General features: G+C 65.5%; 28 protein-coding genes. 11 read left to right on the forward strand and 17 right to left on the reverse strand.

The window, feature by feature from the left end; all coding sequences use genetic code 11:
- Positions 1 to 720, forward strand: coding sequence for a hypothetical protein (locus tag QN413_RS18685; protein ID WP_323498073.1), 720 nt, complete (start codon positions 1 to 3; stop codon positions 718 to 720).
- Here the strand turns inward: QN413_RS18685 and QN413_RS27375 are convergent.
- The 9 genes from QN413_RS27375 to QN413_RS18720 form a co-directional block, all read right to left on the reverse strand.
- Positions 615 to 857: a putative toxin-antitoxin system toxin component, PIN family gene (locus tag QN413_RS27375; protein WP_416352206.1), complete on the reverse strand. Its 243-nt coding sequence runs from the start codon at positions 855 to 857 to the stop codon at positions 615 to 617. The genes QN413_RS18685 and QN413_RS27375 overlap by 106 nt on opposite strands.
- A gap of 1 nt (position 858) precedes the next feature.
- A complete protein-coding gene (locus QN413_RS18690; protein WP_323498074.1) occupies positions 859 to 999 on the reverse strand; it encodes a hypothetical protein in 141 nt (46 codons plus the stop codon).
- 180 nt (positions 1,000 to 1,179) lie between these two features.
- Entirely contained in the window at positions 1,180 to 1,515 is a 336-nt protein-coding gene (locus QN413_RS18695) for a hypothetical protein (protein ID WP_323498075.1), read from the reverse strand.
- A 107-nt stretch (positions 1,516 to 1,622) separates the two neighbouring features.
- Complete coding sequence (gene fliP / locus QN413_RS18700; RefSeq protein WP_323498077.1) at positions 1,623 to 2,495, reverse strand: flagellar type III secretion system pore protein FliP; 873 nt, start codon at positions 2,493 to 2,495, stop codon at positions 1,623 to 1,625.
- A complete protein-coding gene (locus QN413_RS27380) occupies positions 2,492 to 2,806 on the reverse strand; it encodes a flagellar biosynthetic protein FliO (RefSeq protein ID WP_416352207.1) in 315 nt (104 codons plus the stop codon). The genes fliP and QN413_RS27380 overlap by 4 nt, the downstream gene beginning before the upstream one ends.
- Before the next feature lie 312 nt (positions 2,807 to 3,118).
- Complete coding sequence (locus QN413_RS18705) at positions 3,119 to 3,889, reverse strand: haloacid dehalogenase type II (RefSeq protein ID WP_323498078.1); 771 nt, start codon at positions 3,887 to 3,889, stop codon at positions 3,119 to 3,121.
- A complete protein-coding gene (gene eda, locus QN413_RS18710) occupies positions 3,886 to 4,536 on the reverse strand; it encodes a bifunctional 4-hydroxy-2-oxoglutarate aldolase/2-dehydro-3-deoxy-phosphogluconate aldolase (protein ID WP_323498079.1) in 651 nt (216 codons plus the stop codon). The genes QN413_RS18705 and eda overlap by 4 nt, the downstream gene beginning before the upstream one ends.
- Positions 4,527 to 6,365 carry a phosphogluconate dehydratase gene (gene edd / locus QN413_RS18715; protein ID WP_323498080.1) on the reverse strand — a complete coding sequence of 613 codons (1,839 nt, stop codon included), beginning with the start codon at positions 6,363 to 6,365 and terminating at the stop codon, positions 4,527 to 4,529. The genes eda and edd overlap by 10 nt, the downstream gene beginning before the upstream one ends.
- 98 nt (positions 6,366 to 6,463) lie before the next feature.
- Positions 6,464 to 7,030: an OmpA family protein gene (locus QN413_RS18720; protein ID WP_323498082.1), complete on the reverse strand. Its 567-nt coding sequence runs from the start codon at positions 7,028 to 7,030 to the stop codon at positions 6,464 to 6,466.
- Positions 7,031 to 7,072: 42 nt separating this feature from the next.
- On the opposite strand from QN413_RS18720, the gene QN413_RS18725 reads away from it, so the two are divergent.
- Positions 7,073 to 7,801 carry a gamma-glutamylcyclotransferase gene (locus QN413_RS18725; protein ID WP_323498083.1) on the forward strand — a complete coding sequence of 243 codons (729 nt, stop codon included), beginning with the start codon at positions 7,073 to 7,075 and terminating at the stop codon, positions 7,799 to 7,801.
- A gap of 107 nt (positions 7,802 to 7,908) precedes the next feature.
- Positions 7,909 to 8,379, forward strand: coding sequence for a superoxide dismutase family protein (locus QN413_RS18730; protein ID WP_323498139.1), 471 nt, complete (start codon positions 7,909 to 7,911; stop codon positions 8,377 to 8,379).
- Here the strand turns inward: QN413_RS18730 and QN413_RS18735 are convergent.
- Positions 8,376 to 8,957: a nucleotidyltransferase family protein gene (locus QN413_RS18735; RefSeq protein ID WP_323498084.1), complete on the reverse strand. Its 582-nt coding sequence runs from the start codon at positions 8,955 to 8,957 to the stop codon at positions 8,376 to 8,378. The two genes, QN413_RS18730 and QN413_RS18735, sit on opposite strands and share 4 nt — an antisense overlap.
- A gap of 15 nt (positions 8,958 to 8,972) precedes the next feature.
- On the opposite strand from QN413_RS18735, the gene pdxH reads away from it, so the two are divergent.
- On the forward strand, positions 8,973 to 9,653 hold the full coding sequence (pdxH, locus tag QN413_RS18740) for a pyridoxamine 5'-phosphate oxidase (protein ID WP_416352208.1): 681 nt from the start codon (positions 8,973 to 8,975) through the stop codon (positions 9,651 to 9,653).
- 40 nt (positions 9,654 to 9,693) lie between these two features.
- Here pdxH and QN413_RS18745 read toward each other — a convergent pair whose 3' ends face one another.
- From QN413_RS18745 to QN413_RS18755, 3 genes are all read right to left on the reverse strand, one after another.
- Positions 9,694 to 10,053 (reverse strand): hypothetical protein, encoded by a 360-nt coding sequence (locus QN413_RS18745; protein WP_323498085.1) that lies wholly within the window; start codon positions 10,051 to 10,053, stop codon positions 9,694 to 9,696.
- 103 nt (positions 10,054 to 10,156) lie between these two features.
- Complete coding sequence (locus QN413_RS18750) at positions 10,157 to 11,104, reverse strand: AEC family transporter (protein WP_323498086.1); 948 nt, start codon at positions 11,102 to 11,104, stop codon at positions 10,157 to 10,159.
- 16 nt (positions 11,105 to 11,120) lie between these two features.
- Positions 11,121 to 12,869, reverse strand: a complete 1,749-nt coding sequence (locus tag QN413_RS18755; RefSeq protein ID WP_323498087.1) for an IlvD/Edd family dehydratase — start codon at positions 12,867 to 12,869, stop codon at positions 11,121 to 11,123.
- Between the two features lie 85 nt (positions 12,870 to 12,954).
- On the opposite strand from QN413_RS18755, the gene QN413_RS18760 reads away from it, so the two are divergent.
- Complete coding sequence (locus tag QN413_RS18760) at positions 12,955 to 14,412, forward strand: MFS transporter (protein ID WP_323498088.1); 1,458 nt, start codon at positions 12,955 to 12,957, stop codon at positions 14,410 to 14,412.
- A 9-nt stretch (positions 14,413 to 14,421) separates the two neighbouring features.
- Here the strand turns inward: QN413_RS18760 and QN413_RS18765 are convergent, their stop codons facing one another.
- The 3 genes from QN413_RS18765 to msrA all read right to left on the reverse strand — a co-directional run bounded on the left by QN413_RS18765 (position 14,422) and on the right by msrA (position 17,638).
- Positions 14,422 to 16,515: a TonB-dependent receptor gene (locus QN413_RS18765; RefSeq protein ID WP_323498089.1), complete on the reverse strand. Its 2,094-nt coding sequence runs from the start codon at positions 16,513 to 16,515 to the stop codon at positions 14,422 to 14,424.
- Between the two features lie 90 nt (positions 16,516 to 16,605).
- The gene (locus QN413_RS18770; RefSeq protein WP_323498090.1) at positions 16,606 to 17,040 is read right to left on the reverse strand and encodes a hypothetical protein; all 435 of its coding nucleotides are present in this window, start codon (positions 17,038 to 17,040) and stop codon (positions 16,606 to 16,608) included.
- 31 nt (positions 17,041 to 17,071) lie between these two features.
- Positions 17,072 to 17,638 carry a peptide-methionine (S)-S-oxide reductase MsrA gene (gene msrA, locus QN413_RS18775; RefSeq protein WP_323498092.1) on the reverse strand — a complete coding sequence of 189 codons (567 nt, stop codon included), beginning with the start codon at positions 17,636 to 17,638 and terminating at the stop codon, positions 17,072 to 17,074.
- Positions 17,639 to 17,725: 87 nt separating this feature from the next.
- Here msrA and QN413_RS18780 point away from each other — a divergent pair, with 87 nt between their 5' ends.
- Genes QN413_RS18780 through QN413_RS18805 form a run of 6 tightly spaced genes read left to right on the forward strand, consistent with a single transcriptional unit; the run spans position 17,726 to position 25,411 of the window.
- The gene (locus QN413_RS18780) at positions 17,726 to 18,403 is read left to right on the forward strand and encodes a TetR/AcrR family transcriptional regulator (protein ID WP_323498093.1); all 678 of its coding nucleotides are present in this window, start codon (positions 17,726 to 17,728) and stop codon (positions 18,401 to 18,403) included.
- On the forward strand, positions 18,400 to 19,551 hold the full coding sequence (locus tag QN413_RS18785) for an efflux RND transporter periplasmic adaptor subunit (RefSeq protein ID WP_323498094.1): 1,152 nt from the start codon (positions 18,400 to 18,402) through the stop codon (positions 19,549 to 19,551). Before QN413_RS18780 ends, QN413_RS18785 begins: the two co-directional genes overlap by 4 nt.
- Positions 19,552 to 19,556: 5 nt before the next feature.
- Complete coding sequence (locus QN413_RS18790) at positions 19,557 to 22,796, forward strand: efflux RND transporter permease subunit (RefSeq protein ID WP_323498095.1); 3,240 nt, start codon at positions 19,557 to 19,559, stop codon at positions 22,794 to 22,796.
- 22 nt (positions 22,797 to 22,818) lie between these two features.
- Positions 22,819 to 23,496 (forward strand): protein-L-isoaspartate O-methyltransferase, encoded by a 678-nt coding sequence (locus tag QN413_RS18795; RefSeq protein WP_323498141.1) that lies wholly within the window; start codon positions 22,819 to 22,821, stop codon positions 23,494 to 23,496.
- Between the two features lie 22 nt (positions 23,497 to 23,518).
- Positions 23,519 to 23,857: a rhodanese-like domain-containing protein gene (locus QN413_RS18800; RefSeq protein WP_323498096.1), complete on the forward strand. Its 339-nt coding sequence runs from the start codon at positions 23,519 to 23,521 to the stop codon at positions 23,855 to 23,857.
- 21 nt (positions 23,858 to 23,878) lie between these two features.
- A complete protein-coding gene (locus QN413_RS18805) occupies positions 23,879 to 25,411 on the forward strand; it encodes a TolC family outer membrane protein (protein ID WP_323498097.1) in 1,533 nt (510 codons plus the stop codon).
- On the opposite strand, the gene QN413_RS18810 is transcribed toward QN413_RS18805, so the two are convergent.
- Positions 25,392 to 26,780 carry a 3-deoxy-D-manno-octulosonic acid transferase gene (locus QN413_RS18810; RefSeq protein ID WP_323498098.1) on the reverse strand — a complete coding sequence of 463 codons (1,389 nt, stop codon included), beginning with the start codon at positions 26,778 to 26,780 and terminating at the stop codon, positions 25,392 to 25,394. The genes QN413_RS18805 and QN413_RS18810 overlap by 20 nt on opposite strands.
- Between the last annotated feature and the right edge of the window lie 3 nt (positions 26,781 to 26,783).

A 26,783-nucleotide genomic window follows, 5' to 3' on the forward strand; every position in this document is an offset into this window, starting at 1 on the left:
ATGGGTTCAATCAATCGACGCGAGAGCCTGCTACTTCTGGCTGGTGGCCTGAGCGGTTGTACTGCCATCACGACAACAAACAGCCAAGCGCAATCCAAGATGGTGGTGGACGATGGCACTTCCGAAATCACGCCCGTCTATGTGATGACTCACAACGAGAGTCAGTCCAGCACCTTCGTGCGGGCTGACTTCTACTTCTACGACGCAAAGAAAGACGTGGAGCTTCGCCCGGGCGCCTCCATCAAGGTCAACGGCATCGAGTTGCAACGCGACCCGAAAGAGCTGGTCTCATACATCGGCAACATCCCCGTGCCGCATGATCTACTGACCTTCGAGTTCACGCGCACTCCCAGCAAGATCATCAAGCACAGCTTTGCGCTGCCGGAACTTGAAGTCGTGGAGGTGCCGAAGCTATACCGCGTAGGCGAGAAGCTGACGATTGCCATAAAACGCCGCCCGCCACGGGCCGGGGTGGCAAGCGATACGTATAACTTGGACCTCCGGGGCAATGGCCGCTATACCTTTGCGGAGGAATCTTCGGACGGTTCTCGCATCGTGTTCAGGCCCATCCTTAAAAATGTTGGCTTCCCCAGCGGCCCCGCCACAGCCTATATCTACCGCCAGCAACGCACGCCGCTCAGAGATTTATCGAGCGACCTGCAAACAGGCTGGGCTGTGGCGTCGAGGTCGCGGGACTTCACGATAGAGGTTGTGAACTGATCCTGCAGTTCGGCCAGCAGCGCGGGAGAGGTGTAGAGCTCGATGTCGCCTTCGGTGGCGGCGCGGATCAGCTTGTAGGGCTCGCTACCCCAGATCAGCGCGGAGATGACGATGTTGGTGTCCAGGACGAGCTTCACGTCACTGGGTGCCGTGTGGTGGCTTGGGTTGCTCGCCCTGACGGGCGCGGCGCTCGGCGCGCGAGGCCTGGATCTCGGCGTCGACCTCTTCTTCGGTCATCGGCTCGATGTTGGCGGCGTGCAGGCGTTCGGCCACTTGCATGAGTCGGCGTCCGGCCTGGCGGCACATGGCTTCTTCCAGCAGCCGCTGGATGGCGTCGTCGGTCAGAAAGCCTTCGCTGCGCCTCGGGTTCTAGAGGATGGGCGATGATTGTCAGGCAACTATGGACAAAAATCTCAAGGCCGCCAATGTCGGAGCAGGCCATGCGTGACATGCTTACCTTTAAAGAGCCTTGATGTAGTCGGCCACCCAGCTATGGCCGACCGTCATGTAGACGCCATGTTTCCGGTTGAACAAAGCCTCGATTTCGCGACAACTCCGACCGTGTGATGCAAGGTAGATCACCTCCCTGCATGCCCACTCTGGCTTGCTGCGCCAATGTGCGAAGCGCGACGTCGTCTTGTCGGGACTGTCGCTGGCAAGGATCGCCGCCCTGCGCGGATGATGACGCCTTGGCTTACGGGCGCGGCGGCGGTATGCGCAGTGGAACCAACAGGCGCAGGCCCACGCGGTATCGATGAACGCCAGCGCCAGACAGGATGCAAGAAGGATCAGCATCGCAGTTCATCGGACGCAGGGTCGACTCGTTTAGTCTGCCCTTGCCGACCCGAAGCTCGATCAACCACGGTTGGTTGTCATTGGCCTCGACGCTGCGACAGCGGCGCTCAATGGAAACTGCCGACCAGCCCCTTCAGCAGCAAGCTCCATCCATCGATCAGAATGAAGATCAGTATCTTGATTGGCAGCGCGATGGTGGTGGGCGGCATCATCATCATCCCGAGTGCCATCAGCACACTCGAGACGATCAGGTCGATCAGCAGGAACGGTAGAAATACGACGAAGCCGATCTGAAAAGCGGCGCGCAGTTCGGACAGCATGAAGGCCGGCACCAGCTGCACGTTGCCGATGTCCGCCATGCTGGAGGGTGTGGGCGCCTTGGACAGTTCGACCATCAATGCGAGGTCTTCTTCCCGTGTTTGTCGCACCATGAAGTCGCGCAGCGGGAGCACGCCTTTTTCATAGCCGGCCTGCATGCCCACCTCCCCGGCCATGAAGGGCTGGAAAGCGTCGTCGTTGATCTTCTGCAACACCGGCGACATGGTGAACAGCGTCAGGAAGAGCGCGATGCCGATCAGCACCGTGTTGGGTGGCGTCTCGTTCATGCCGATCGCGTGCCGCAGCATCGACAGCACGATGATGATGCGCATAAAGCTGGTGAGGCACACCACCAGCGCCGGCAGCACGGCCAACACCGTCAGGCCGAGCACGATGCGTAACGCTTGCGAGGTCTCGTCGGCTGGCGTCGTCGACATACCGGGTGATGAGCCCGAGCGAATGCCCAAGGAAGACAGCGCGGGCACGGCCAGCGCCGTGGCCGCAGGCTTAGCGCTGCGTGGCGCAGTCGCAGGTGCGGCGGAGCGCGCTAACGACTCGGCGACGGGCAAGGCGCGAGGCTCGAGTGCCGCACGCGCCCACGGGCTCAGCAGCAGCATCGCAAGCAGTGCGAGGCCGGTCAAGAAATCGCGCAGGGCCTTCATGCGTCGCCACTCCGGTCAGCAGGCATCGACGCATCCGCCAGCGGGCCCGTGCCGGCACCAGGCTTGGGTGTGCTCTCGGCCAACAGCGCGATGGTCTGGTCGCTGCAACCGATAAGCAGGATTTGGCCTTCCCATTGAACGACGTGGACGCTGTGGCGCGGTGTGAGGCGGGTGGTCCCGATCAGTTCGATGGCATCCGATCCCCGTGGACCTACGAAGCGTCGCCATCCCGTTTTTTTGCTGGCGTGAAGGGCTTGGACTCTGCCCCTTCCCAAGCTTCGGGCCCATGGACCACGCACAGCGAGCACCACGATGCCAAGTCGATGCTGGTGGTGGCGTCGGGGTGGCGTCTTGCGCTGCAATGTGGAACGAATCGAGCAGGATGCTCGCCGCCAGCACCGCGCTGCTCGTCGTGCGCGCGGTGCGCGGTCGACAGGTCGATGTCTGGCTCATCGAACGCCGAACTGCCAAGGTACCTGCGTCGTCACTCATGTGCACCTAGCCTCATGGGCAATGGCAGTTCGGACAGCCGCACTGCAAACTTGCCGCCAACCGCTACCAGATGGCTGATCCAGCGCAAGGAAGACGCTAGCGGCGGCGGGTTGCGCTGAAGCTCCAGCGGCTCAACAGCCCAGCAAATCAGCCAGCGCGCCGATGTCTCGCGCGTGCAGCGAGTTGTCGGGCTGCGCTGAAACGTCCTTGGGCCGCGCCGCGCCGAACTCGTTCGGACGCTCGATGTACCCGGTCTTCAGGCCGCAGGCGCGCGCCGCGGCCAGGTCGTCGTGGTGCGCCGCCGCGAGCATCACATGCCCGGGAACGACATCGAACACCGCCGCCACGCCGAGGTAGGTGCGCGGGTCGGGCTTGTAGGCCTTGAAGACTTCGGCCGAAAGCACGCAGTCCCAGGGCAATCCTGCCCCCTTCGCCATTTCGGTCAGCAAGCCGATGTTGCCGTTCGACAGCGTGCAGATGATGTACTTCTTCTTCAGCCGCGTGAGGCCCGCGACTGCGTCGGGCCACGCTGGCAAGCGGTGCCAGGCTCGGTTCAACTCGCGACGGAGGGCCGGGTCGACATCGGTCTGGCCGAAGTCCCGCAGCACGCCTTCGAGGATGCTCATGTGCAATTCGTCGAGCAGAGTGAAGCCACCGGTACCACCCCCATGACCGACGTCGCTCGCCATGCGCTCCATCACGCTCTTCATCGCCGGCTGGTAGCCCGCGCGCCACGCCAGCGCGAACGCGCCACCATCGACACCCGGCAGCAAGCGCTCGGCCTCGGCAGCGATACCGCTGTGCCAGTCGACCACGGTGCCGAAGACATCGAAAGCGATGACCTTCAGATCGGCCAACTCCGCACCTCCGCTCTGACCGGAACCTGCCAGAGCGGCGGTCATGCCGCCGAGCGTGCCAGCGTGGTGGCGGCGCGCGCCAATTGTTCGATCAATGCCCAATTGCCTTCGCGAATCGCCTCGGCCGGCACGATCCACGAACCGCCGACGCAAGCCACGTTCGACAGCGCCAGAAACTCCGCCGCATTGCCCGCGTGGATGCCGCCGGTCGGGCAGAAGGTGACGTCGCCGAACGGGCCTTGCCACGCCTTCAGCATCGGCAAGCCACCTGCCTGAAGCGCCGGGAAAAACTTGAGCTGGGTGTACCCGTCTTCCTGCGCCGTCATGATTTCGCTGCCGGTCGCGACGCCGGGCAGCAAAGGCAAGCCCAGGTCGCGACAGGCCTTGCCGACCGACCGCGTGTAGCCAGGGCTCACGCCGAACCTGGCACCCGCAAGCGCCGACGCCTGTGCATCGGCGGCACTTCGAATGGTGCCGGCACCCGCCACCGCTTCAGGCACGTCCTTGGCGATGGCTTCGATGCATTGCAGCGCCTGCGGCGTGCGCAGCGTGACCTCCAGCATGCGGATGCCGCCGGCCACCAGTGCACGCGCCAGCGGGATGGCGTCTTTGACATCGTGCAGCACGATGACCGGAATGACCGGTGCGTCGCGCATCACGTCGAGGGCGGTGAGTTTGTCTGTTACAGCCATGAGCAGGCTCCTTCTTCAGCAGTCAAAGCATTGCGCCGCATGCCGGCGAACAATTCACGGCCCAGGCCGTGACCGTCGGCGGTGCGTTGCGCATCGGAAAGCGTCGCGACTTCGCGCTCGGCCCATTCGTCGTCGGGCAGCAGCACGGCCAGTGTGCCTGCGACCGCATCGAGCCGGATCAAGTCGCCATCGCGCACCTTGGCGATCGGACCACCGGCGGCTGCTTCGGGCGACACATGGATGGCCGCCGGCACCTTGCCCGAGGCGCCGCTCATGCGACCGTCGGTGACCAGTGCGACCTTGAATCCCTTGCCTTGCAGCACCGACAGCGGCGGCGTCAGCTTGTGCAGCTCGGGCATGCCATTGGCCTTTGGGCCTTGCCAGCGCACGACGCAGATCACGTCGCGATCGAGTTCGCCGGCAGTGAAGGCCTGCTGCAATGCGGCCTGCGAATCGAACACGCGCGCCGGCGCTTCGACGACATGCCGGTCATCGGACACTGCCGACACCTTGATCACGCTCCGGCCGAGGTTGCCGTTCAACAACTTCAAGCCGCCAGTGGCGCTGAAAGGTGCGCCGACCGGCCGCGCGACCGCATCGTTTTTGGAGGGTGCCGCCGCGCTCCATGACAGCTTGTGTTCGCCATCGGCCAGCGTCGGGATGTTCGCGAACTCGCGTATGCCGCCGGAGCGCACGGTGAGCACGTCGGCGTGCATGAGTCCGCCATCGACGAGCTCGCCGATGACGAAGCCGGGGCCGCCGGCGGCCTGGAATTCATTGACGTCGGCGCTGCCGTTCGGATAGACGCGTGTCAACAGCGGAATCACGTCGGAGAGCCGGGAAAAGTCGTCCCAGTCGATCACGATGCCGGCGGAACGCGCTACCGCGACCCAGTGGATCAGGTGGTTGGTCGAACCGCCGGTCGCGAGCAAGGCGGCCATGGCGTTGACGATGCAACGCTCGTCCACCATGACGCCGATCGGCGGCGTGGCGAACGCAGCGGCCCCGGTGTCGCCAGCACGGCCGAGCACCGTGCGAACCGCCTCGCGCGTGAGCGTTTCGCGCATCGCATCGCCGGGCTGGATGAACGCCGTGCCGGGCACGTGCAGGCCCATGGCTTCGAGCAGCATCTGGTTGCTGTTGGCGGTGCCGTAGAAGGTGCAGGTACCGACCGAGTGATAGGCCGCCATCTCGGCCTCCATCAGCCCCTTGCGCCCGACCAGCCCCTGCGCAGCCTGCTCCCGCACTTTCGACTTCGCGGTGTTCGACATGCCAGACGCCATTGGTCCCGCCGGCACGAAGACCGTCGGCAAGTGGCCGAAGTGCAGCGCGCCGATCAACAGGCCGGGCACGATCTTGTCGCACACGCCGAGCAGCAGCGCGCAATCGAACATGTCGTGGGTCAGCGCAACCGCGGTGCTCATCGCGATGAGGTCGCGACTGAACAGGCTCAGTTCCATGCCGGGCGTGCCCTGCGTTACGCCGTCGCACATGGCCGGCACGCCGCCCGCCACCTGCGCCGTGGCGCCCAGCTTGCGGGCTTCGTTCTTGATGATGTCCGGGTAGGTCTGGTACGGCGCGTGGGCCGACAGCATGTCGTTATAAGCCGTGACGATGCCGATGTTGGGTGCGCGCTCGGTCACCACCCTGAACTTGTCGTTGGCCGGGATGCCGGCGACCGCATGGGCCACATTGGCGCACCCCATGCGTTCGGCGCCGCGATCGCGGTCGCGGGTCTCGGTGAGTCGCTGTAGATAGGCCGTGCGCGTGGCCTTGCTGCGCTCCCGGATGCGGTCGGTGACCTCGGTGACAGTGGTATGCGTCGTCATGAGTTTCATCGCAATGGGGAAAACTCATGGTACCAAGAGCCAATGAAAAAGCCCGGTATCGCCGGGCTTGATGTCGATAGGATTTTGCGCGGTGGCGGCTAGTCGACCAGCTTGACCTCGACCCGGCGCGCTTCGGCGTTGTTGCCCGAGCCCGCCGTCTCGCCCGGCTTTTGCAGATCGACCTTGGCGGCCGGCACGCCCAGCCCGGTCAGCACGTCGCGAACCATCTCCGCGCGCTTCTTGGCGAGTTGCTCGTTGACGGCGGCATCGCCCGTGGTGTCGTGGTAGCCGGAAATCACCGCCTTGCGACCGCCCTGCACGCCCTTGATGACCGCAGCCAGTGCCTCGGCGGCGCCCGGTGCCAGATCGGCGCTGCCGGTGGCGAAGTAGAAGGCGACCACACCGTCGGCGCCGACGTTGACGCTGGCGCCGTCGGGGATCGTCACCGTCACGGTCTCGGTGACAACCGCGATGGGCGGCACTGCAGCTGCGGCAGGCGCCACCATCGCCGCGACAGGCGCGCCGCCCGATTTAGCCGGTTTGGCGCTGTGCCCCTTGTGCCAGATCACGATGCCGACCAGCAGGAAGATGACGAGTGCGATGAGTCCAAAGAGCAGGCCGAGAATCAGGTTTTGCAGGCTGTCGTCGTCGGCGCTGGATGCCATGGGTCTGTCTCCATAGGAAAGGGGGCGGTAAATAATGGTGCGGTGAACCATGACCCTGAAATTGTAGTTGGCAACCCCGGCCCTCCCGGACTCGACCCGCTGCCACGACCGTTGCGCGACCCCAAGCCGATGCTCGATCGCGTGATCCACGAATGGGGCGGGCGCCAGGATTTCTGGGTGTATGGCTATGGCTCGCTGATCTGGCGACCCGACTTCGACTTTGCGGAGCGCCGACCGGCCCGTGTGCACGGCTGGCATCGGGCGCTGAAGATGTGGAGCCGCGTAAACCGCGGCACGCCGGAAAACCCCGGCCTGGTGTTCGGCCTGCTGTCGGGCGGCAGTTGTCGCGGCATGGCGTTTCGCATCCCGCAGTCGGATGCGCTCGAAACACTGGGCCGCCTCTGGCTGCGCGAGATGCCGACGGGTGTCTACGACCCGCGCTGGCTCGATTGCGTAACGCCTGGCGGCACAGTGCGCGCGCTGGCTTTCACGCTGTCTCGCCGCAGCCCCAACTTCACCGGCGAGCTGAGCGACGCGCGCTATCGCGAGATCTTTTCCAGTGCGGTAGGGCGCTACGGCAGCTCGCTCGACTATGCGCAGCAGACCTTGCAGGAACTGCAGCGCCACGCCATCCACGATGCGGCATTGGCCCGTCTGATCAAGCTCGCTGCAGAAGAAGTCGCGGCCGGCACCGATGGCGGCGGGGCGGCAATGCGGCTATACAACGAGTCACCTTCCAATTCCTCCAATTCCGACCAGGAACCTTCATGAATCTTCGCTTCGCCTGTATTTCATCCGCAGTACGGCCCTCCGTACGCTCTTGCGCCGTGTGGTCGCTCTCGATCAGCACGGCGGTCGTGCTCACGGCTTGCGGGAGCATGGGTGGCAACAGGCCCGGCGCGGTCGCCAACCTGGTGCCGACTGCCGCCATCAACCCCAACCCGACGATGGGCACGGTGGTGTTCAGCACGCTCGATCACGGCGTGCGCATCAAGGGCGAAGTGCGCGGACTGGCGCCGGGAAGCGAGCACGGCTTCCACATCCATGAAAAGGGCGACTGCGCCAACAACGGAGATGCATCGGGAGGACATTTCAACCCGACCGGCGTCACGCATGGAAAGTTCGGCGCACCGGGCAGCCACGCAGGCGAGCTGCCGAGCCTGGTGGCGGATGCTGCAGGCGTCGCCCGCTTCTCGGTCGACGACCACTCGCTGTCGATGACCGAAGGCGCCGACAACAACGTCGTCGGCCGTGCCTTGATCGTGCATCGCGATCGCGACGACTTCACGACGCAGCCGTCCGGCAACTCGGGACCGCGCATCGCCTGCGCGATCGTCACGCGCAGCTAGCCGGCGCGGCGTGCGAGCAGCAGGCGTTCGGCTTGCGCCAGCGCGTCGGGCGTATCGACGTCGGTGACGATGCCGATGTCTTCGACTTCCACATCGACCACTGCCCCCGCCGCGCGCAGTGCTCGCAGCACGGGCGCCGCGCCAAGGTTGCCTTCGAGTGCCGAGAGTTGCGCGAAGCACGCCGCAGCGAAGCCGACCGGATGGCCGCGCTCGCCACGAAAGCGCGGTTGTGCCGCGTGCACCGCTGCCGACAACGCAGCCGCCACTGCACGCAGCGTCGTCGATTGCACCAGCGGCAGATCGCCCGGCAGGATCAACCAGCCGGCCGCATCGCTGGTAGCGCGCACTGCGGCCGCGATCGAATCGCCCATGCCCGGATGACCGACGTCTTCCAGATGCCAGGGCAGCCCGCTGGCGCGAACCGCGTCGAGCGTGTGCGCCAGCACGGGCTGCCCTGCCAGTGCGGATTGCAGCTTGGAGCCGACACCACCGGCCGCGCGGAAGCGCTCGCCACGCCCGGACGCCAGCACGATCACGGTGGGGAGGCGATCCGGGGGAAGCGACGCGAGGAAGGTCATCGCCCGCCAGTATCCATGCGCGCAGACAGCTTGCGCAACAATGCCGGCATGACCTCGCCCAACGCCGACCTCGCCTCACTTCGCAAAAGCTACGAGCGTGCCGAACTCGACGAAACCCACAGTGCCGGCGAGCCGCTGATGCAGTTCGAGCGCTGGCTCGCCGAGGCAATCGATTCGAAGGTGCCGGAGCCGAATGCGATGACGCTGGCCACCGTCGGAGGCGACCTGAGGCCATCGACCCGCATCGTGCTCATCAAGGGCTACGACGCGCGTGGCATCGTCTGGTACACCAATTACCAGAGTCGCAAGGGCCAGGAGATCGCTGGCAATCCGTATGCGGCGCTGCAGTTTCACTGGGTCGAGCTGGAGCGCGTCGTGCGCATCGAAGGCACCGTCGAAAAAATCAGCGCCGAAGAGAGCGACGCGTACTTCGCCAGTCGGCCGCTCGACTCGCGTATCGGGGCCTGGGCCAGCCCGCAAAGCGAAGTGATCAGCGGCCGTGATGTCCTTGTCAAGAACGCGGCGCTCGCTGCCGCCAAACATTTGCTCTCGCCTCCGCGCCCGCCGCATTGGGGCGGCTATCGGCTGGTGCCCGAGCAATGGGAGTTCTGGCAAGGCCGCCGCAGCCGGCTGCACGACCGCCTGCGCTATCGTCGCCAGCCGGACGCGTGGGTGCGAGAACGGCTCGCGCCTTGAACGCCCGGTGAGCAACCGGTAAACCGGTAAGCGGCCAGCCTTACGGGCACTGCTTTTTCAGGAATTCGTTTTCTTCGACCGTCACCGGTTCACCGAGTGCGGTGCGCATCGTGATGTCACTGCAACGCGGTGGCCTGGCAGGCTGGGTTTTGCGTTCGGTGGCCGTCCCCTTCTGAACCGACGGGCGGGCAGCGACCTTGGGCTCGTCGCGCTTCGGCGCTTCACGTGACGGCGGTGCGGCGCTCGAGAGACACGGCGTTCGACAGGGCGCATCCGGTGGCGTTGGCCGTACCGGGTTATCGGCCGCGGCCGCGGCCACGCAGCCGATGGCGCCGAGCCACACGCCCGCCCCCATCAGCCCGGTTCGAATCAAGGTCGAAACCGATCGTTCGACGCCCATCAAGATGCACCCGATCTCACATTGACCGCCACTGTAGGTTGACCGCGCTGCGGCGCCACTTCCACAAACGGCCAGCTTGCCGAAAGACATAGGCGCCTTCTCCTCAGAGCCGCCCGACCAGCGCCATCACCAGCGACAGCGTCACCAACGCGAGCCCGGTCGACACCACCACACTGGCCGTCACCAGCTCTTCCGCCGTCTTGTAGCGTTGCGAGAACAGGAACACGTTGGCGCCGATCGGCAACGCCGCAGCAACCACCATCACGGTCAATGGCAAGCCGCGCAAGCCGAACAACAGCCCGAGCCCCGCCACCAGCGCCGGATGCACGATGTTCTTGATGGTCGCCTGCACCAGCGCGCCACGCCAGTGCATGCCGACAGGCGTCAGCGCCAGCGTGATGCCGACCATCACCAGCGCGACCGGACTGAACGCAGCGCCGAGCAGCGCGATGGGCGTGTCGATGGCCGCGGGCAGGGTGAGACCGGTCTGCGCCCACAACAGGCCCGCGATGATCGGCAGCGGCACCGGATGAATGACAGCGTTGAAGAGCGCCCGACCCACCGTGTGCGCCATCGAGCGACGCTCGGCACCGCTGATCGTCGCGTGCTCGTGCGCCACCGCGAGTTCGAGCACGATGGTCGCGCTGGTCATTAACACCAGCGAGTGCAACGAGATCAACGTGAGCAGCACCACCATGCCTTCGGGTCCGTAGGCCAAGCCGATCAGCGCGATACCGATCATCACGGTGTTGCTGTAGGTGTTGGCCAGCGCGAGCACCGCCGCCGTGCGATTGAAACCGCGCCACACCAGCGTGCCCGCGAAGATCAGCCCCGCACCGACGAAGTACGCAGCCACCGGCCGCAGGCTGAGCTGCTCGACATGCACGGTACTCATCGCGCGGAACAACAGCGCCGGGGCCAGCAACAGAAAGATCAGGTTCGAAAGATCCTTGACCGACGCAGCGCCGACCCAGCGCCGCTTGCCTGCCATGTAGCCGCAGGCGATCAGCAGGACGACGGGCAGCAGCGAGGAGAAGACGGAGGCGTTCACTGGAAACAGTCAGGCGTTATCGCGGCACCTTGCCCATCATCTTCGGCGCGCGCAGGAAGTCGAAATCGACGCCCTGGTCGGCCTGCGTCACGCTCTGCAAGAAGAGCTTCTTGTAGCCGCGCGCAGCGGTCGGCTCGATCACCGGCGACGCTGCCGCGCGCCGCGCCAACTCTTCGTCGGACACCAGCAATGCGATCTCGCGGTTCGTCACGCTCAGGCGAATGCGGTCGCCGTTTTGCACATAAGCCAGCGGCCCGCCGATGGCCGATTCCGGCGTGACGTGCAGCACGATGGTGCCGAAGGCGGTGCCGCTCATGCGCCCATCGGATATGCGCACGATGTCCTTCACGCCAGCGCGCGCCAGCTTGCGCGGGATCGGGATGTAGCCGGCTTCGGGCATGCCGGGAGCACCCTTGGGGCCGATGTTCTTCAGCACCAGGATGTCTTCTGCAGTGACGTCCAGATCGTCGCGATCGATGCGCGTCACCAGGTCTTCGATGTTCTCGAACACCACCGCCCTGCCCTCGTGCTCCATCAGCTTGGGGTCGGCTGCCGACTGCTTGATGATCGCGCCGCCGGGCGCCAGGTTGCCGCGCAACACGGCGATACCGCCTTGCGGATAGATCGGGTTGCGCGCACTGCGCACCACGTCTTGCTTGAAGCCGGGACCTGAGCGCTCGATCTCTTCGCCCAGCGTGCGGCCGGTCACGGTCATTGCATCGAGCTTGAGCAACGGCTTGAGTTCGCGCAGCAGCGTCGCCATGCCACCGGCGTGATGAAAGTCTTCCATGTAGTGCTGGCCCGAAGGCTTCAGGTCGAGCAGCACCGGCGTCTCGCGGCCCATGCGGTCGAGCGCCGCCAGGTCGATCTCCAGCCCCATGCGGCCAGCGATGGCGGTCAGGTGGACGATGCCGTTGGTCGAGCCGCCGATGGCGAGCAATACGCGCATCGCGTTCTCGAAGGCATCGGGCGTCAGCACCTTGTCGATGGTCAGCCCGTCGCGTGCCATCTGAACCGCCTGCGCGCCGGTCTGCTCGGCGATGCGAATGCGGTCGGCCGTGACGGCCGGTGGCGAGGCGCCCCCAGGCATCGTCATGCCCAGGGCTTCGGCGATGCAGGCCATGGTGCTGGCCGTGCCCATCACCGAGCAGGTGCCGACGCTGGCGACCAGCTGATCGTTGACGTCCGCGATCTCTTCGGCATCGACCTCTTCGGCGCGGTACTTGCCCCAGTAGCGACGGCAGTCGGTGCAGGCACCGACGCGCTCGCCACGATGGCTGCCGGTCAGCATCGAGCCGGTGATGAGCTGGATCGACGGGATGTTGGCCGATGCCGCGCCCATCAACTGCGCCGGCACGGTCTTGTCGCAGCCGCCGATCAGCACCACCGCGTCCATCGGCTGAGCGCGCACCATCTCCTCGGTGTCCATCGACATCAGATTGCGCAGGTACATGCTGGTCGGCGCGGCAAAGCTCTCGTGTACCGATATGGTCGGGAAGTCCATCGGCAGGCCGCCCGCCAGCATCACGCCGCGCTTGACCGCTTCGATCAGCTGCGGTGCATTGCCGTGGCACGGGTTGTAGGCGCTGCCGGTGTTGGTGATGCCGATCACCGGGCGGTCGAGCGCGGCATCGGTGAAGCCCGCGCCCTTGATGAAGGCCTTGCGCAGGAACAGCGAAAAGCCCTGGTCGCCGTAGCTGGTCAGGCCTTTGCGCATGCCGCTGTTGTCGGGCGGATCGGTGGGTTCGAATGGAGAAGCGGACATCGTGGGAGTGCCTTAAGGAATCTGGTGCCGAGGTTAAAGCGCTTTTCGGGTCGAGGCGCTTTCGGATGGCTATGCTCGGTCACTCATGATTTCGCCCCCTTCCGAGAGTCCGGCGCCGGACGTCAGTCCCGCCGACAACGCCCGCCGCGGCCGCCTCATCGCATTTCTCGTCGCCGCGGCCTTCTTCATGGAGAACCTCGATGCGACCGTCATCACGACGGCGGTGCCCGCCATGGCGCAGAGCTTCGGCGTGTTGCCGGTGAACCTGTCGATCGGCATCAGCGCCTACCTGCTGGCGCTGGCGGTGTTCATCCCGATGAGCGGCTGGGTGGCCGACCGCTTCGGTCCGCGCTCCGTCTTTGCCGGCGCGGTGCTGCTGTTCACGCTGGCCTCGGTGGCATGCGGCATGGCACAGAGCCTGCCGGTGTTCGTGGCCGCGCGCATCGTGCAGGGCATCGGCGGCGCGCTGATGGTGCCGGTGGGCCGGCTGGTGGTATTGCGCAGCACGCCCAAGAGCGGCCTGGTCAAAGCCATCGCGACGATCACCTGGCCCGGCCTGGCGGCGCCGGTGCTCGGGCCGCCGCTGGGCGGCTGGATCGCCAGCACCTGGAGCTGGCACTGGATCTTCTTTTTGAACGTGCCGCTCGGTGCGATCGCGATCGTGCTGGCGCTGCGCTGGATCGACGACGCGCCCGGCAAGCTGCGCCCGTTCGACTGGACCGGTTTCGCCGCCAGCGGGTTCGGCCTGGCGGCCCTGATGTACGGGCTGGAGCTGATGAGCCACACGCCCATCGACTGGCTCTTCGCCGGCGCGTTGGCGGCGGGTGGTGCGGCCTCGCTGGGCTTCGCGCTCTGGCACCTGCGGCGCACGGCGCATCCGCTGGTCGACCTGTCGGCCTTCGGCGTGCAGACCTTCAGGGTGTCGGTGTTCGGCGGATCGCTCTTTCGCATCGCGATCAGCAGCGCGCCGTTTTTGCTGCCGCTGATGTTTCAGCTGGCTTTTGGCTTCAGCATGGTCGCCTCGGGCTTCATGATGCTGGCGATGTTCGGCGGCAACCTCGGCATGAAGCCGGCCACCAGCTTCGTCATGCGGCGGCTGGGGTTTCGTGGCACGCTGCTCTTCAACGGCCTGTTGGTGGCGCTCGGTTTCGCGGCGCTCATGGCGTTTTCTGCCGACACGCCGGTCGCGGTCATGGCGGCGGTGCTGGTGTTAAGCGGCATGTGCCGGTCGATGCAGTTCACCGCCATCAACACGCTGGCCTTCTGCGACACCACGCCGGCGCAGACCAGCGGCGCGACCACGCTTTTCAGCATGTTCCAACAGGCAAGCGCAGGCGTCGGCATCGCGTTTGGAGCGATCGGGCTGAGCATCGCCGAGCGCTTTACCGGGCATGCCGGTGCGCCCGGCGTGCAGGACTTTCGCATCGCCTTCGGGCTCGTCACCGCGGTGGCGCTGCTGGCGCTGGTGGATGCGGTGGGCTTGCCGCGGGATGCGGGAAGCAGGGTGAGCGGGCACCCGGCTCCCGCATCCGCGAAAGCCTAGGCGCGGACGTCAGAACGTCGCGCGCAGCCCGACCTTCAACGTCCGTCCCGGCAACGGCGCATTGGGGTACACCGTCGTCGTCAGGATCGACGTCGCGCTGTACGCCAGCTTGTTGGTGATATTGTCGAGGCGCGCGTACCAGGTGAGGTTGGCGCGGTCGACTTTCATGCGGTACGTGAGCGCCGCATTCCACAAGGTGTAGGCGTCGGTCTCGCGGGCGCCCATTTCCGGCACGCGGTGCTGTGCGGCGTTGTAGTCGAAACCGACACGCGCACCCCACGGTCCGTTGCCATACGCCAGCGTGCCGCCGACGCGCACGGGTGCGATGCGCGGCAAGGGCTCGCCGGTGTCGGTATTGATCGCGCGAACCAAGTCACCACGCCATTCGAGATCGAGGGTCGAGCCGTCGTTCATCTTCGAGAAACCGTCGGTGCCCAGCAGCCGCAGATTGCCGTTGGCCTCGATGCCGGTGAAGCGCGCGCGCACGCCGTTGTAGGCGTACTCGGCGAGCGCATCCGGTGTGCCAGGCAAGGCCAATACGTTGCCATCTGCGTCGAGTTCGCGCCCGGTCGAGGTCAGGCCGATGTAGTTCTGGAAGCGCGTGACGTACGCATTGACGCGTGCCGTGTTCGGGCCCGACTTCCATTGCGCACCGATGTCCAGGCCGGTCGACTTCTCTTTCTTGAGCGATGGATCGCCGACCTCCCATGCGGCGGTCGCGACGTGCGGGCCGTTGGCGAAGAGCTCGTAGTCCTTCGGTGCACGCTCGGTGTACGCGAGGTTCGATGTCAGTTGCCACTGCGGTGCGAGATTGACCAGCGCCCCCAGTGCCGCACTGTGCGGGTTGAAGTCGCGCTCGCCGATCGCGAAGCGCGTCACGCTCGGGTCCTCCGGGTAGCCCAGCGACGTCACCTTCACTTGCTCGGCGCGCGCACCGAAGCTCAGGCGGCCCCACGACGTGCCCAGTTCTTCATGCAGAAAGATGGCGTTGGCCCGCGTGCGGCTGTTCGGCGCGAAGGCTTCTTCGCCATCGGCAGAGAAGCGGTTGCTCTCGCTGCTGAAGCCGATCAGGCCTTCGAAGTTGCCGATTTTCTGATGCTTGGCTTCGAGCCTGAAGTCGTTGCTCTTGTTGGCGAAGGTGGTGCCGGCCGTGGCACCTTCGAATTCCGTGTGGCGATAGTCCGTGTGGCTCAGCTTGGCGTGCACGCTGGTGAAGAAGCCACCCGGCCGCCACTCGCCTTCCAGCGCGTAGCGATCCGACTTCATGCCGATGGTCACGTCGTCTTCGGCCACGGTGCCGTAGGTGCTGCGGTAGGTGCTGGCGGAGGCACCGATCCAGACCTGGTCGAAGAACAGCGTGCCGCCGATGGCGCCACCATGCGCCTGGTTGGCCGAGTTGCAGATGCGGCGCGCCAGACCCGGTGAACCCGGCTTGCTGCATTGCAGTTCGATCGGCACCGAGACATCGCCCGACTCACGATCGAAGGCGTCGACGTGCAACACGTAGCGATCGTTGCCGCCTTCGAGGACGACGCCGCCGTTCTTCTCCCGGTTGCCGGTCGAATAGCCCAAGTCGGCCCGGCCGCCGAAGCTGCCCTCGGCATCGAAAGGTTCGGTCGGAATGCGGTTGTCGATGACGTTGACGACACCGCCGACCGCGCTGCCGCCGTACTGCAGTGCCGAGGGGCCGCGCAACACCTCGATGCGGTCGGTCACCAGTGCATCGACCGGCACCGCATGGTCGTAGCTCAGAGCCGACGCATCGGGCGCGCCGCCGCCGTTCTGCAGGATGCGGATGCGGTCGCCGTCCTGGCCACGGATGATCGGCCGGCTCGCGTTGGGGCCGAAGTAACTGCTGCTCACGCCGGGCAGCCCGTCGAGCGTTTCGCCGAGCGTGGACTGCGAACGCAGCAACAAGGCATCGCCTTTGAGCGAGGCGGTGGGTGCGATCGAATCCGTGGCGCCGAGCGGGTTGCCGGTGACGGTGATTTCCTGCAGCGTGGGCGCCGCGTTAGGGGTCGTTTCAGATTGCGCGTAGGCCGCCGAGGCGGCGAGCAAGGAGACAGCGGCGCCGATGGCGCCACGACGAAAAGAAGGGGTCATGAAATTGAGAAGCTCGTTGAATCGAAAGGAAGCCAGCAGGCGCACGCACGCTGAACGCGTGCGGCAGCCGCCGGAACCGAAAGCAGGGATTCAGCGAGAAGAAGGTGGACCGCGCGCTTGAAACAGCGCGACCCAGCGGGCGAGAACTTCGCCCTGAAAGAAGTCGAACGTGGCCGTCGGCAAGACCAACGGCAGAACGATCAAAGGTACGGCGATGGCCGCCGGCCCGTGGGAAAGCTGGTCGTACAAACGGCATTGCGCGTCGCCGTCCGCGTGATCGGCAAAGAGCGCTGCGAAGCCGGTGAAGTGAGCGGTGCGAACGGCCTTGGCGACGGACTGTCTTGCAACGGCTGAAGCAGCGGGAGCCTTCGTTGCCTCGTCAGTGGCCTGCGGCGCGCCCGGCACGTGCACCACGCCATGCACCAGCCCCATCGTCGACGCGAACCAAAGCGCTACCGCCAGCAAGACGGCGATAAGCGGGTTCGCGCTTAGGCGCGGCAAACGGGACAGACGCAGTAAATGCACAGGGATAAAAGTCAGAACTCGGCCGAAAGACTCAACCCTTCACCTTCGAAGCAAAGGTCTTCTGGAACTTCTCGACTTTAGGGCCGACCACGAAAGCGCAGTAGCCCTGGTTCGGGTTGTTCACGAAATACTCCTGGTGGTAAGCCTCGGCCGTCGAATAGTTCGCAAGCGGCTCGACCTCGGTCACCAAGGGCGAGCGGTAAGTCTTGCTCTCGCCGATTTCGCGAATCACGCCATCGGCCACCTGCTTTTGCGCATCGCTCGTGTAGTAGATGCCGCTGCGGTACTGCGTGCCGGCATCGTTGCCCTGGCGGTTCAGCGTCGTCGGGTCGTGGATGACGAAGAAGATCTCGAGGATCTCGCGCAGGCTGATCTGCGCGGTGTCGAAGACGACCTTGACCACTTCGACATTGCCGGTGCGCCCAGTGCAGACCTGCTCATACGTCGGGTTGATCGTCTGGCCGTTGCAGTAACCGGATTCGACGTCGACGACGCCTTGCACCCGGTCGAAGACCGCTTCGGTGCACCAGAAGCAGCCGCCGCCCAGCACGATGGTTTCGGTTTCGGTTTTGGTAGATGGGTCGATGGAGGTGGACATGGATGACATTGTGGCTTCTTGACGGTTTGAAGGGCGGTCACTACATTACTAACCCGTTAGTCATTAACGTTAATTTGCAATTTCTCGATGCCCTCTCCCCGCTTTTTCACCGACAAGATCTGCCCGATTCGGGGCAAGCGCGAGCGTCGGAAGGAAGCGCGACCGGGCGAACTGCTCGAAGCGGCACTCGACCTGTTCGTCGAAAAGGGCTTCGCCGCGACGAGATCCGAAGAAGTGGCGGCCCGCGCCGGTGTTTCCAAGGGCACCCTCTTCCTTTATTTTCCGAGCAAGGAAGAGCTCTTCAAAGCGGTCGTGGTCGAGAACCTGGCGGGCCGCTTCACCGAGTGGAACCAGGAGTTCAAAACCTTCGAGGGCAGCACCGCCGACATGTTGCGCTACTGCATGCGAATCTGGTGGGAGCGCGTCGGGGCGACCAAGGCGTCGGGCCTGACCAAGCTCATGGTGAGCGAGGGCAACAACTTTCCGGAGCTTGCCGCCTTCTACCGGCGAGAAGTCGTGCTGCCGGGCCACGACTTGCTGCGACGCATCCTGCAGCGCGGCATCGACAGCGGTGAGTTCGCGCCCGTCGATGTCGGGCTGGCGATCTACACCATCGTCGCGCCGATGATTTTCCTGATGCTGTCGAAGCACTCGAGCAGCATTTGCATCGACGGAGAAGTGCCTCTCGACCCTGAAAAGTACATCGCGCTGCAGGCCGAGACGGTGTTGCACGGGCTTTCCGCCACCCAGCGGAGCGCGCCATGAATCGCGGCATGAAGTGGGGAATTGCCACGCTTGCCATCGTGCTGGTCGCGGGCGGCGTGTTCCGCGCGATCGGTGCGCGCAAAGCTCAGACGGTGGCCGTCGCCGCAAAGGCGCCTTCGGAGACTGTCGTTCAGCTGGCCGCGGCCGATGTCGTCAGAGTCGCACGCCGCGAACTGGCGCAGACGCTTGCCGTGTCGGGCACCTTGCGCGCCGTCGATTCGGCCGCCGTCAAGGCGCGCGTTGCCGGCGAACTGACCGGCCTCACGGTACGCGAAGGCGACACGGTGACGGCCGGCCAGATCATCGGCCGCATCGAGCCGACCGAGTACGAATCGCGCTTGCGGCAAGCCCAGGAGCAGGCCGACTCGGCCAGCGCGCAGGCCGAGGTGGCTCAACGTTCGTACGACAACAACAAGGCGCTGGTCGACCAGGGATTCATCTCGAAGACCGCGCTCGACACCTCGCAATCGAACCTGAACGCGGCGCGCTCGACGCACCGGGCTGCGCTCGCGGCCGTCGACGTCACCCGCAAGTCCCTCACCGACACCGTGCTGCGCAGCCCGATCGCCGGCCAGGTCGCGCAACGGCTGGTGCAGTCCGGAGAGCGTGTCGCCATCGATGCGCGCGTGATCGAGGTGGTCGACCTGCGCAATATCGAAGTGGAGGCGACGCTGGCCGCGGCCGACTCGATCGCGGTGCGCGTCGGTCAGCGCGCGACGTTGCAGATCGAAGGCAGCGGCCTCGACGCTGCCGGCGCCGACAGCACGGTCGGGGCCACGGTGGCACGCGTCAACCCTAGCGCCCAGGCTGGCAGCCGCAGTGTGCTGGTCTACCTGCGGCTCGACCGCGCTACCGGGTTCAGGCAGGGCCTCTTCGCGCAAGGCCGCATCGACGTCGGGCGCAGTTCAGCGCTCGCGCTGCCACTGTCGGCTGTGCGCATCGACAAGCCGGCCCCGTACGTGCAGATGGTGGCCGACGGGCGCATCGTGCATCGCGCCGTGCAACCGGGAATGCGCGGCCAGGTCGACCGCCAGACGATGGTGGCGTTGACCGGCGTGGACGACGGCACCCTGGTTGTTGCCGGCACGATCGGCCCGCTGCGCGAAGGCACCTTGGTTCGCCTGGCGTCGGGCACCGCGCCGAACTGACCGACATGTGGTTCACCCGCGTCAGCCTCAGGAACCCCGTCTTCGCGACGATGCTGATGCTCGCGCTGGTGGTGCTCGGCATCTTTTCCTACCAGCGACTGCAGGTCGACCAGTTCCCCAACATCGATTTTCCGGTGGTCGTGATCACCACCGAATATCCCGGCGCCTCGCCTGAAATCGTCGAGAGCGAAGTCACCAAGAAGGTAGAAGAAGGCGTGAATTCGATCGCCGGCATCAACGCCCTCACCTCGCGCAGCTACGAGGGGATGTCGGTGGTCATCATCGAGTTCCAGTTGTATGTCGATGGACGCAAGGCGGCCGACGACGTGCGCGAAAAAGTCGCTGCGGTGCGTCCGCTGTTTCGCGACGAAGTGAAAGACCCGCGCGTGCTGCGCTTCGACCCGGCGTCGCGTGCGGTGTGGTCGGTCGCGGTGTTGCCGGACGGCGCCACCGGCAAACAACCCAGCGCTGTCGAACTCACCAACTGGGCCGACCAGGTGTTGAAGAAGCGGTTGGAAAACGTGCGCGGCGTCGGCTCGGTCACGCTCGTTGGCGGGACCAAGCGCGAGATCAACCTCTATCTCAATCCGCAGGCGATGGAGGCGTTCGGCGTCAGCACCGAGCAAGTCGTCAACGCGGTGAGGAACGAGAACCAGGCGCTGCCGGTCGGCTCGGTGCGTTCGCTCGAGCAAGACCGCGTGGTGCAGATCGACGCGCGCATGGAGCGGCCCGAAGACTTCGGCAAGATCATCGTGATGCGCAAGGGCGGTGCGCCGATCCGCATCGACCAGGTCGCACGGGTGAGCGATGGTGCACAGGAGATCGACAGCCTCGCGCTGTACAACGGCCAGCGCACGCTGCTGCTGTCGGTGCAAAAGGCGCAGGACGAAAACACCATAGGCGTGGTGGACGGCCTCGTTAAAGCCATTGCCGAGATCCAGCCGCAACTGCCGCCCGGCATCAGGCTCGAACCCATCGGCGATGCGGCACGGCCGATTCGGGTGGCGGTAGAGAACGTTCGTCAAACGCTGATCGAGGGCGCTCTGCTCACCGTGCTCATCGTCTTTTTGTTTTTGAACTCGTGGCGCTCGACGGTGATCACCGGGCTCACCTTGCCCATCGCGTTGATCGGCACCTTCTGGTTCATGGCGATGTTCGGTTTCACCATCAACATGATCACGTTGATGGCGCTGTCGTTGTGCGTCGGCTTGCTGATCGACGACGCGATCGTGGTGCGCGAGAACATCGTGCGGCACGTACAGATGGGCAAGACGCCGTTTCGCGCGGCGCTCGATGGCACGCAGGAAATCGGGCTCGCGGTGCTGGCCACTACGCTGTCGATCGTCGCCGTGTTCCTGCCGATCGGCTTCATGGGCGGGATCATCGGCAAGTTCTTCCATGAGTTCGGCATCACGATCGTCGCGGCGGTGCTGATCTCGATGTTCGTGAGTTTCACGCTCGATCCGATGCTGTCGAGCATCTGGCACGACCCGTCCATCGACAAGCAGGGCCGGCGCGGCCCGCCAGTGACTTTCTACGACCGCACCATCGGCCGTGTCACCGGCTGGTTCGATCGATCGACCGAGCGCCTGGCCGAGGGCTACCAGAGCATCTTGCGGTGGTCGCTCGGGCACAAGCTCACCACCCTGCTGATCGCACTCGGCATCTTCGTCGGCAGCATCTTCATGGTGCCGTTGCTCGGCACCGAGTTCGTGCCCAAGGCCGACTTCTCGGAAACTGCGATCGCGTTCTACACGCCGGTCGGCTCCTCGCTCGAAGTGACCGAAGCCAAGGCACGACAGGTCGAAGGCATCCTGCGCGAGATGCCCGAAGTGCGCTACACGCTCTCGACCATCAACACCGGCGACGCGCAGGGAAAGATGTACGCCAGCATCTACGTGCGGCTGGTCGATCGCAAAGCGCGCAGCCGCAGCGTCGACCAGATGTCGGCGGTGCTGCGTCAGCGCCTGAGTACGGTGCCGGGCATGACGGTCACGCACGTGGGGCTGCGCGATTCGGTCGGCGGCAACAAGGCGGTCGAGTTCTCGTTGCAAGGCCCGGATCTGCAGGAACTCACGCGCCTGAGCCAGACCGTGATGGAGCGCATCCGCACCATCCCCGGCCTGGTCGATCTCGACTCCAGCCAGAAGCCGAACAAGCCGACGGTGAGCGTCGTCGTGCGGCGCGATGCGGCATCCGACCTGGGCCTGGGCGTGGCACCGATCGCCAGCGCGCTGCGCACGCTGGTGGCCGGCACCACGGTCGGCAACTGGCGCGCGCCGGACGACCAGACCTACGACGTCAACGTGCGGCTCGCCCCTGAAGTGCGCAACTCGCCGGCCGACCTGGAGCGCCTGCCTTTCGTGACCGCCGCCGCCGGCAGCAACGCCGACGGATCCAGCCGCATCGTGCGACTCAACCAGGTCGCCGACGTGCGCGAATCGACCGGGCCGAACCAGATCAACCGCCGTGCACTGGCGCGCGAGGTGAGCGTCAACGCAAACACCGACGGCCGCTCGGCCGGCGAGGTGTCGAACGACGTCAAGGCCGCGCTGGCGGGCATCGCTTTCCCACCGGGCTACGGCTGGCAGTTCAGCGGCGCGACCAAGAACATGCAGGAGTCGTTTTCCTATGCCGTGTCTGCGCTGGCGCTCGCGATCATCTTCATCTACATGATCCTGGCGAGCCAGTTCAAGAGCTTCTTGCAGCCGCTGGCGCTGATGACCGCCCTGCCGCTCACGCTCATCGGCGTGGTGCTGGCGTTGCTGACGTTCCACTCGACGTTGTCGATGTTCTCGATCATCGGCATCGTGATGCTGATGGGGCTCGTCACCAAGAACGCGATTTTGCTGGTGGACTTCGCGATCCGCTCGCGTGCGCCGGGCGTCGATGCCGAAGGCCATGAAGTGCCCGGCCTGGAGCGCGCAGAAGCATTGCTGCTGGCCGCCCGCGTTCGGTTGCGGCCCATCCTCATGACCACGCTGGCCATGATCTTCGGCATGGTGCCACTGGCCTTCGCGATCAGCGAAGGCTCGGAGCAGCGCGCGCCGATGGGCCAGGCCGTGATCGGTGGCGTCATCACCTCCTCGCTGCTCACTCTGGTGGTGGTGCCGGTCGTGTACTGCTACATGGACGACCTTGCCGCCTGGGCGCGCCGCCGCTGGAGCGGCACGGTAGCGGACAAATCGGCAAAGACGGCACCGGCCCTGCCAGCCACGCCACCTAAAATCGAGGGTTTGCCCTGATCCCTCAAGGAAAAAACAGATGATGAATCCCACCCAGACGCAGGAGCGCTTGCGCTTCAACATGATCGAACAGCAGATCCGCCCCTGGGACGTGCTCGACCTCGAAATCCTCGACCTGCTCGCCACGATCCGGCGCGAAGACTATGTGCCGCGAGCGCACCGCGCCCTTGCCTTCTTCGACATGGAGATCCCGCTGCGTGACGGCTCCGTCGCCGGCCAGTTCATGCTGTCGCCGAAGGTCGAAGCCCGCATGCTGCAAGACCTGCACATTCAAAAGCACGAGTCGGTGCTGGAGATCGGCACCGGCTCCGGTTTCATGGCCGCGTTGCTGGCCCACCGCGCTGCGCAAGTGCTGACGCTCGAGATCGATGGCGAGCTGGCCGAAGCCGCCAAGACGACGCTCGCTCGCAACGGCATCACCAATGTCGAAGTGCGCCATACCGACGGATCGAAACCGCTGCCGAGCGGCCCGAGCTTCGACGTGATCGTGCTGAGCGGATCTGTGGCCCGCATGCCGCAGAACCTGCTGGGCTCGCTCAAGGTCGGCGGTCGCATAGCAGCCATCGTCGGCGACGAGCCGATGATGCGTGCCCATTTCGCCACCCGCGTGAGCGAAGGCAAGTGGGAAACGACACAGCCGTGGGACACCGTGGCACCACGCCTGCTCAACTTCCCCGAGCCTTCGCGCTTTTCTTTTTGAACCCGATCGAGGCGACCGACAAATGATCGACCAAGTACGCCCGTCTGATCTCGCTGCATGGTTCGCACAGAACGCGGACGCAACGCCGGTATTGCTCGACGTGCGCGAGCCATGGGAACTGCAAACCGCGAGCGTCGCGCCTCAAGGCTTCACGCTGCTGGCGATCCCGATGAACGAAGTGCCCGCGCGCCTGGCTGAACTCGACGAAGGCCAGCGCATCGCGTGCCTCTGCCATCACGGTGCACGCAGCCAGCGGGTGGCCGCCTTCCTGAGCCAGAGCGGCCTTGCCGAGGTGGCCAACGTGGCAGGCGGCATCGACGCCTGGTCGGCCCAGCACGACGCTGCCGTGCCGCGCTACTGATTTTTCTTCAAGGACTCTTCAATGCCCTTCTGGCCCCGGCTTCTCCCACTTCCTGCCGCGCTCGCAACGTTCTTTGCCGCGGTCGTACCGTCGGCACACAGCCAGAGCTTGATCGAGCTTTTCGACGCCGCACGCGGCTACGACGCAACCTACCAGGGTGCACGTGCGCAGTACGACGCCAGCGTGGCGCGCGCGGCACAGGCCAAGGCCGGCATCCTGCCGGCGGTGGGGTTGACGGCAGGGGCAGGCCGCACCGATCTCGGCATCAACGTGCTGGCCGGCACGCAGGGCTCTGTGGCTCGCGACTACAACACGCAGAACGTCGGCATCAACGCGACGCAGCCGATCTACCGGCCGGCCAACTGGGCCACCTACGAACAGGGCCTGCGGCAAGCCGATATCGCGCAGGCCGTGCTCACCACCGCCGATCAGGACCTGATCGTGCGCGTGAGCCAGGCGTACTTCGACGTGCTGGCCAGCCAAGACAGCCTGGCGCTGGTGCGGGCGCAAAAGGTGGCCGTCGCCGAGCAACTCGCATCGGCCAAGCGCAACTTCGAAGTCGGCACCTCGACCATCACCGACTCGCGCGAAGCGCAGGCCCGCTACGACCTGGTCATCGCGCAGGAGATCGCTGCAGAGAACGACTTGCAAGTGAAGAAGATCGTGCTCGACCAGCTGGTCGGGCGACCGGGCAGCGCGCCGACGCCGCTGGCTGCGCCTGTCGTGTTGCCGACGGCGCTGCCGGCCGACATCAACGCATGGGTCTTGCAGGCCGAAGACATGCACCCGTCCATTCGCCAGGCACGGCTCGGGCTCGATGTCGCGAGTCTCGAAGTACAGAAGGCCGAAGCCGGTCACAAGCCGACGCTCGACGCCAATCTCGGCTACAACGTGACGCGCAACCCGAGCGGCACCAGTACCAGCACGGTCGGCACGCGCATCAACGCGGCGACCATCGGCGTGGTGTTCAACCTGCCGCTGTTCGCCGGCTTCGCAACCGAAAACCGCATCAAGGAAACGCTGGCGCTCGAGGAGCAATCGAAGCAGCAACTCGAATCGACCCGCCGCAGCGTGACGCAGGCAACGCGCTCGGCCTACCTGGGGCTGGTGTCGGGCGCAGGCCAGGTCAAGGCGCTGGAAGCGGCGGAGTCGTCGAGCCAGAGCGCGCTCGATGCGAACCGGCTGGGCTACCAAGTGGGCGTGCGCATCAACATCGACGTGTTGAATTCGCAGAGCCAGCTCTACCAGACCAAGCGCGACCTCGCGCAAGCGCGCTACAACGTGCTGCTGGGCAACTTGAAATTGCGACAGGCCAACGGCACGTTGACGGCGGACGATCTTCAGGCGATCAACTCGACGCTGGCGGCGCCGGGCAGCGCGTCGGCCAACGCTTCGCCGACAGCTCCCTCGGCTGCGACGCAAAGCCCAGTGCCCGTGGCACCTACGCCATCGATCGTGGTGCCTGCGGTGAGGATGCAGCCGTTCAATCCGACACCTCCGGTAATGCCGACCGCACCGCCGGCGCCGCCAGTGATCAATCCGCCGGGTCGCTGAACCCGGGTTCAGTGCGCTCGATAGGCGCGGTGCCCGACATTGGCACCGGCCGCGGCGCGTCTTGCACCAGCGCCAATACGGCTGCGGCCGTACGTTGTGCGGCGCCACGGTTGGACGATGAGAAAGCAATGGCTGCCTCCACCATCGCTTCTCGCTTGCCCGCATTGCCGACCAGCCCCAGCGCCGCCATCACCGCATGTTCCATGTCCGGCACACGCTGCGCCGCGCCAGCCGACAAGGCCAGGTCGGCTGCTTCGGCAAAGTTGAAGGTCGAAGGGCCCATGACGATCGGGCAACCGCACGCGGCTGCTTCGATCAAGTTTTGCCCGCCCAGCGGCTCGAAGCTGCCACCGAGCAGTGCCACGCTGGCAAGCCCGTAATACAGCGCCATTTCGCCGAGCGAATCGCCCAGCCAGATTTCGGAATCGGCCGGCGCACTGGCCGAACTCCGGCGCGCCACGCCGAAACCCTGCGACTCGATCAACGCCGCCACCTCATCGAAGCGTTGCGGATGGCGTGGCACGATCATCCATTGCACCTCGTGCACGCGTTTGGCGATGGAACTGATGGCGGCTTGCGCCGGCGGCACCGGCACCGCGGCGCCGAAGCGCTTGAGCACTTCGAGCAGCATGCGCTCTTCGCCGTCCCGCGAACTTGCCAGCACGACGATCGGTTTGGGCAACGACGCACGCAGCGAATCGGCCGTCGCGAGCTGACGCAAATCGGGCGCCGCATCGAACTTCAGGTTGCCGTAAACACCGGCGACTTTGGCGCCCAGCGACACCAGCCGATGCGCGTCGGTTTCGGTCTGCGCCCACACTGCGGCGAGCGCGCCGTACGCCGGCCGCGCCAACCACGCGAGCCGTTCAGCAGAGGCCAACGACTTGGCGTTGAGGCGCGCATTGGCAAGCACCAGCGGGATGCCGCGCTCGGCACAGGCCGCAGCCATTTCAGGCCAGACCTCGGTTTCCATCAGCACGCCGATGCGCGGTTGAAACCGATCGAGAAAGGCGGCGACCGCCTGCTGCGTGTCCCACGGCAACCAGACCTGCATGTCACCGGGCTCCAGCAGCTTGGCGCCCTCTTCACGACCGGTGGCGGTGCCGTGCGTGAGCAGGATCGGCACACCGGGATGCTGGCGTCTCAGTTCGATCAGCAGGATGCCGGCCGCGCGCGATTCACCGAGCGACACCGCATGGATCCAGCACCAGTCGGTGCCAGTGAGTGCCGCGTCGTAAACGCCGAAGCGCTCTTCCACCGCCACGGCGTATCCGGGTTCTGCGACCGCGCGCTTGCGCAGCTTGCGGCGCAGCATCGGCTGCGCGAGTCGCATCATCGCGCCGTACAGGCGCAGCACCGACGACCTCACGTT

The organism is Variovorax sp. LG9.2 (assembly GCF_035018885.1).
GTDB lineage: Bacteria > Pseudomonadota > Gammaproteobacteria > Burkholderiales > Burkholderiaceae_C > Variovorax.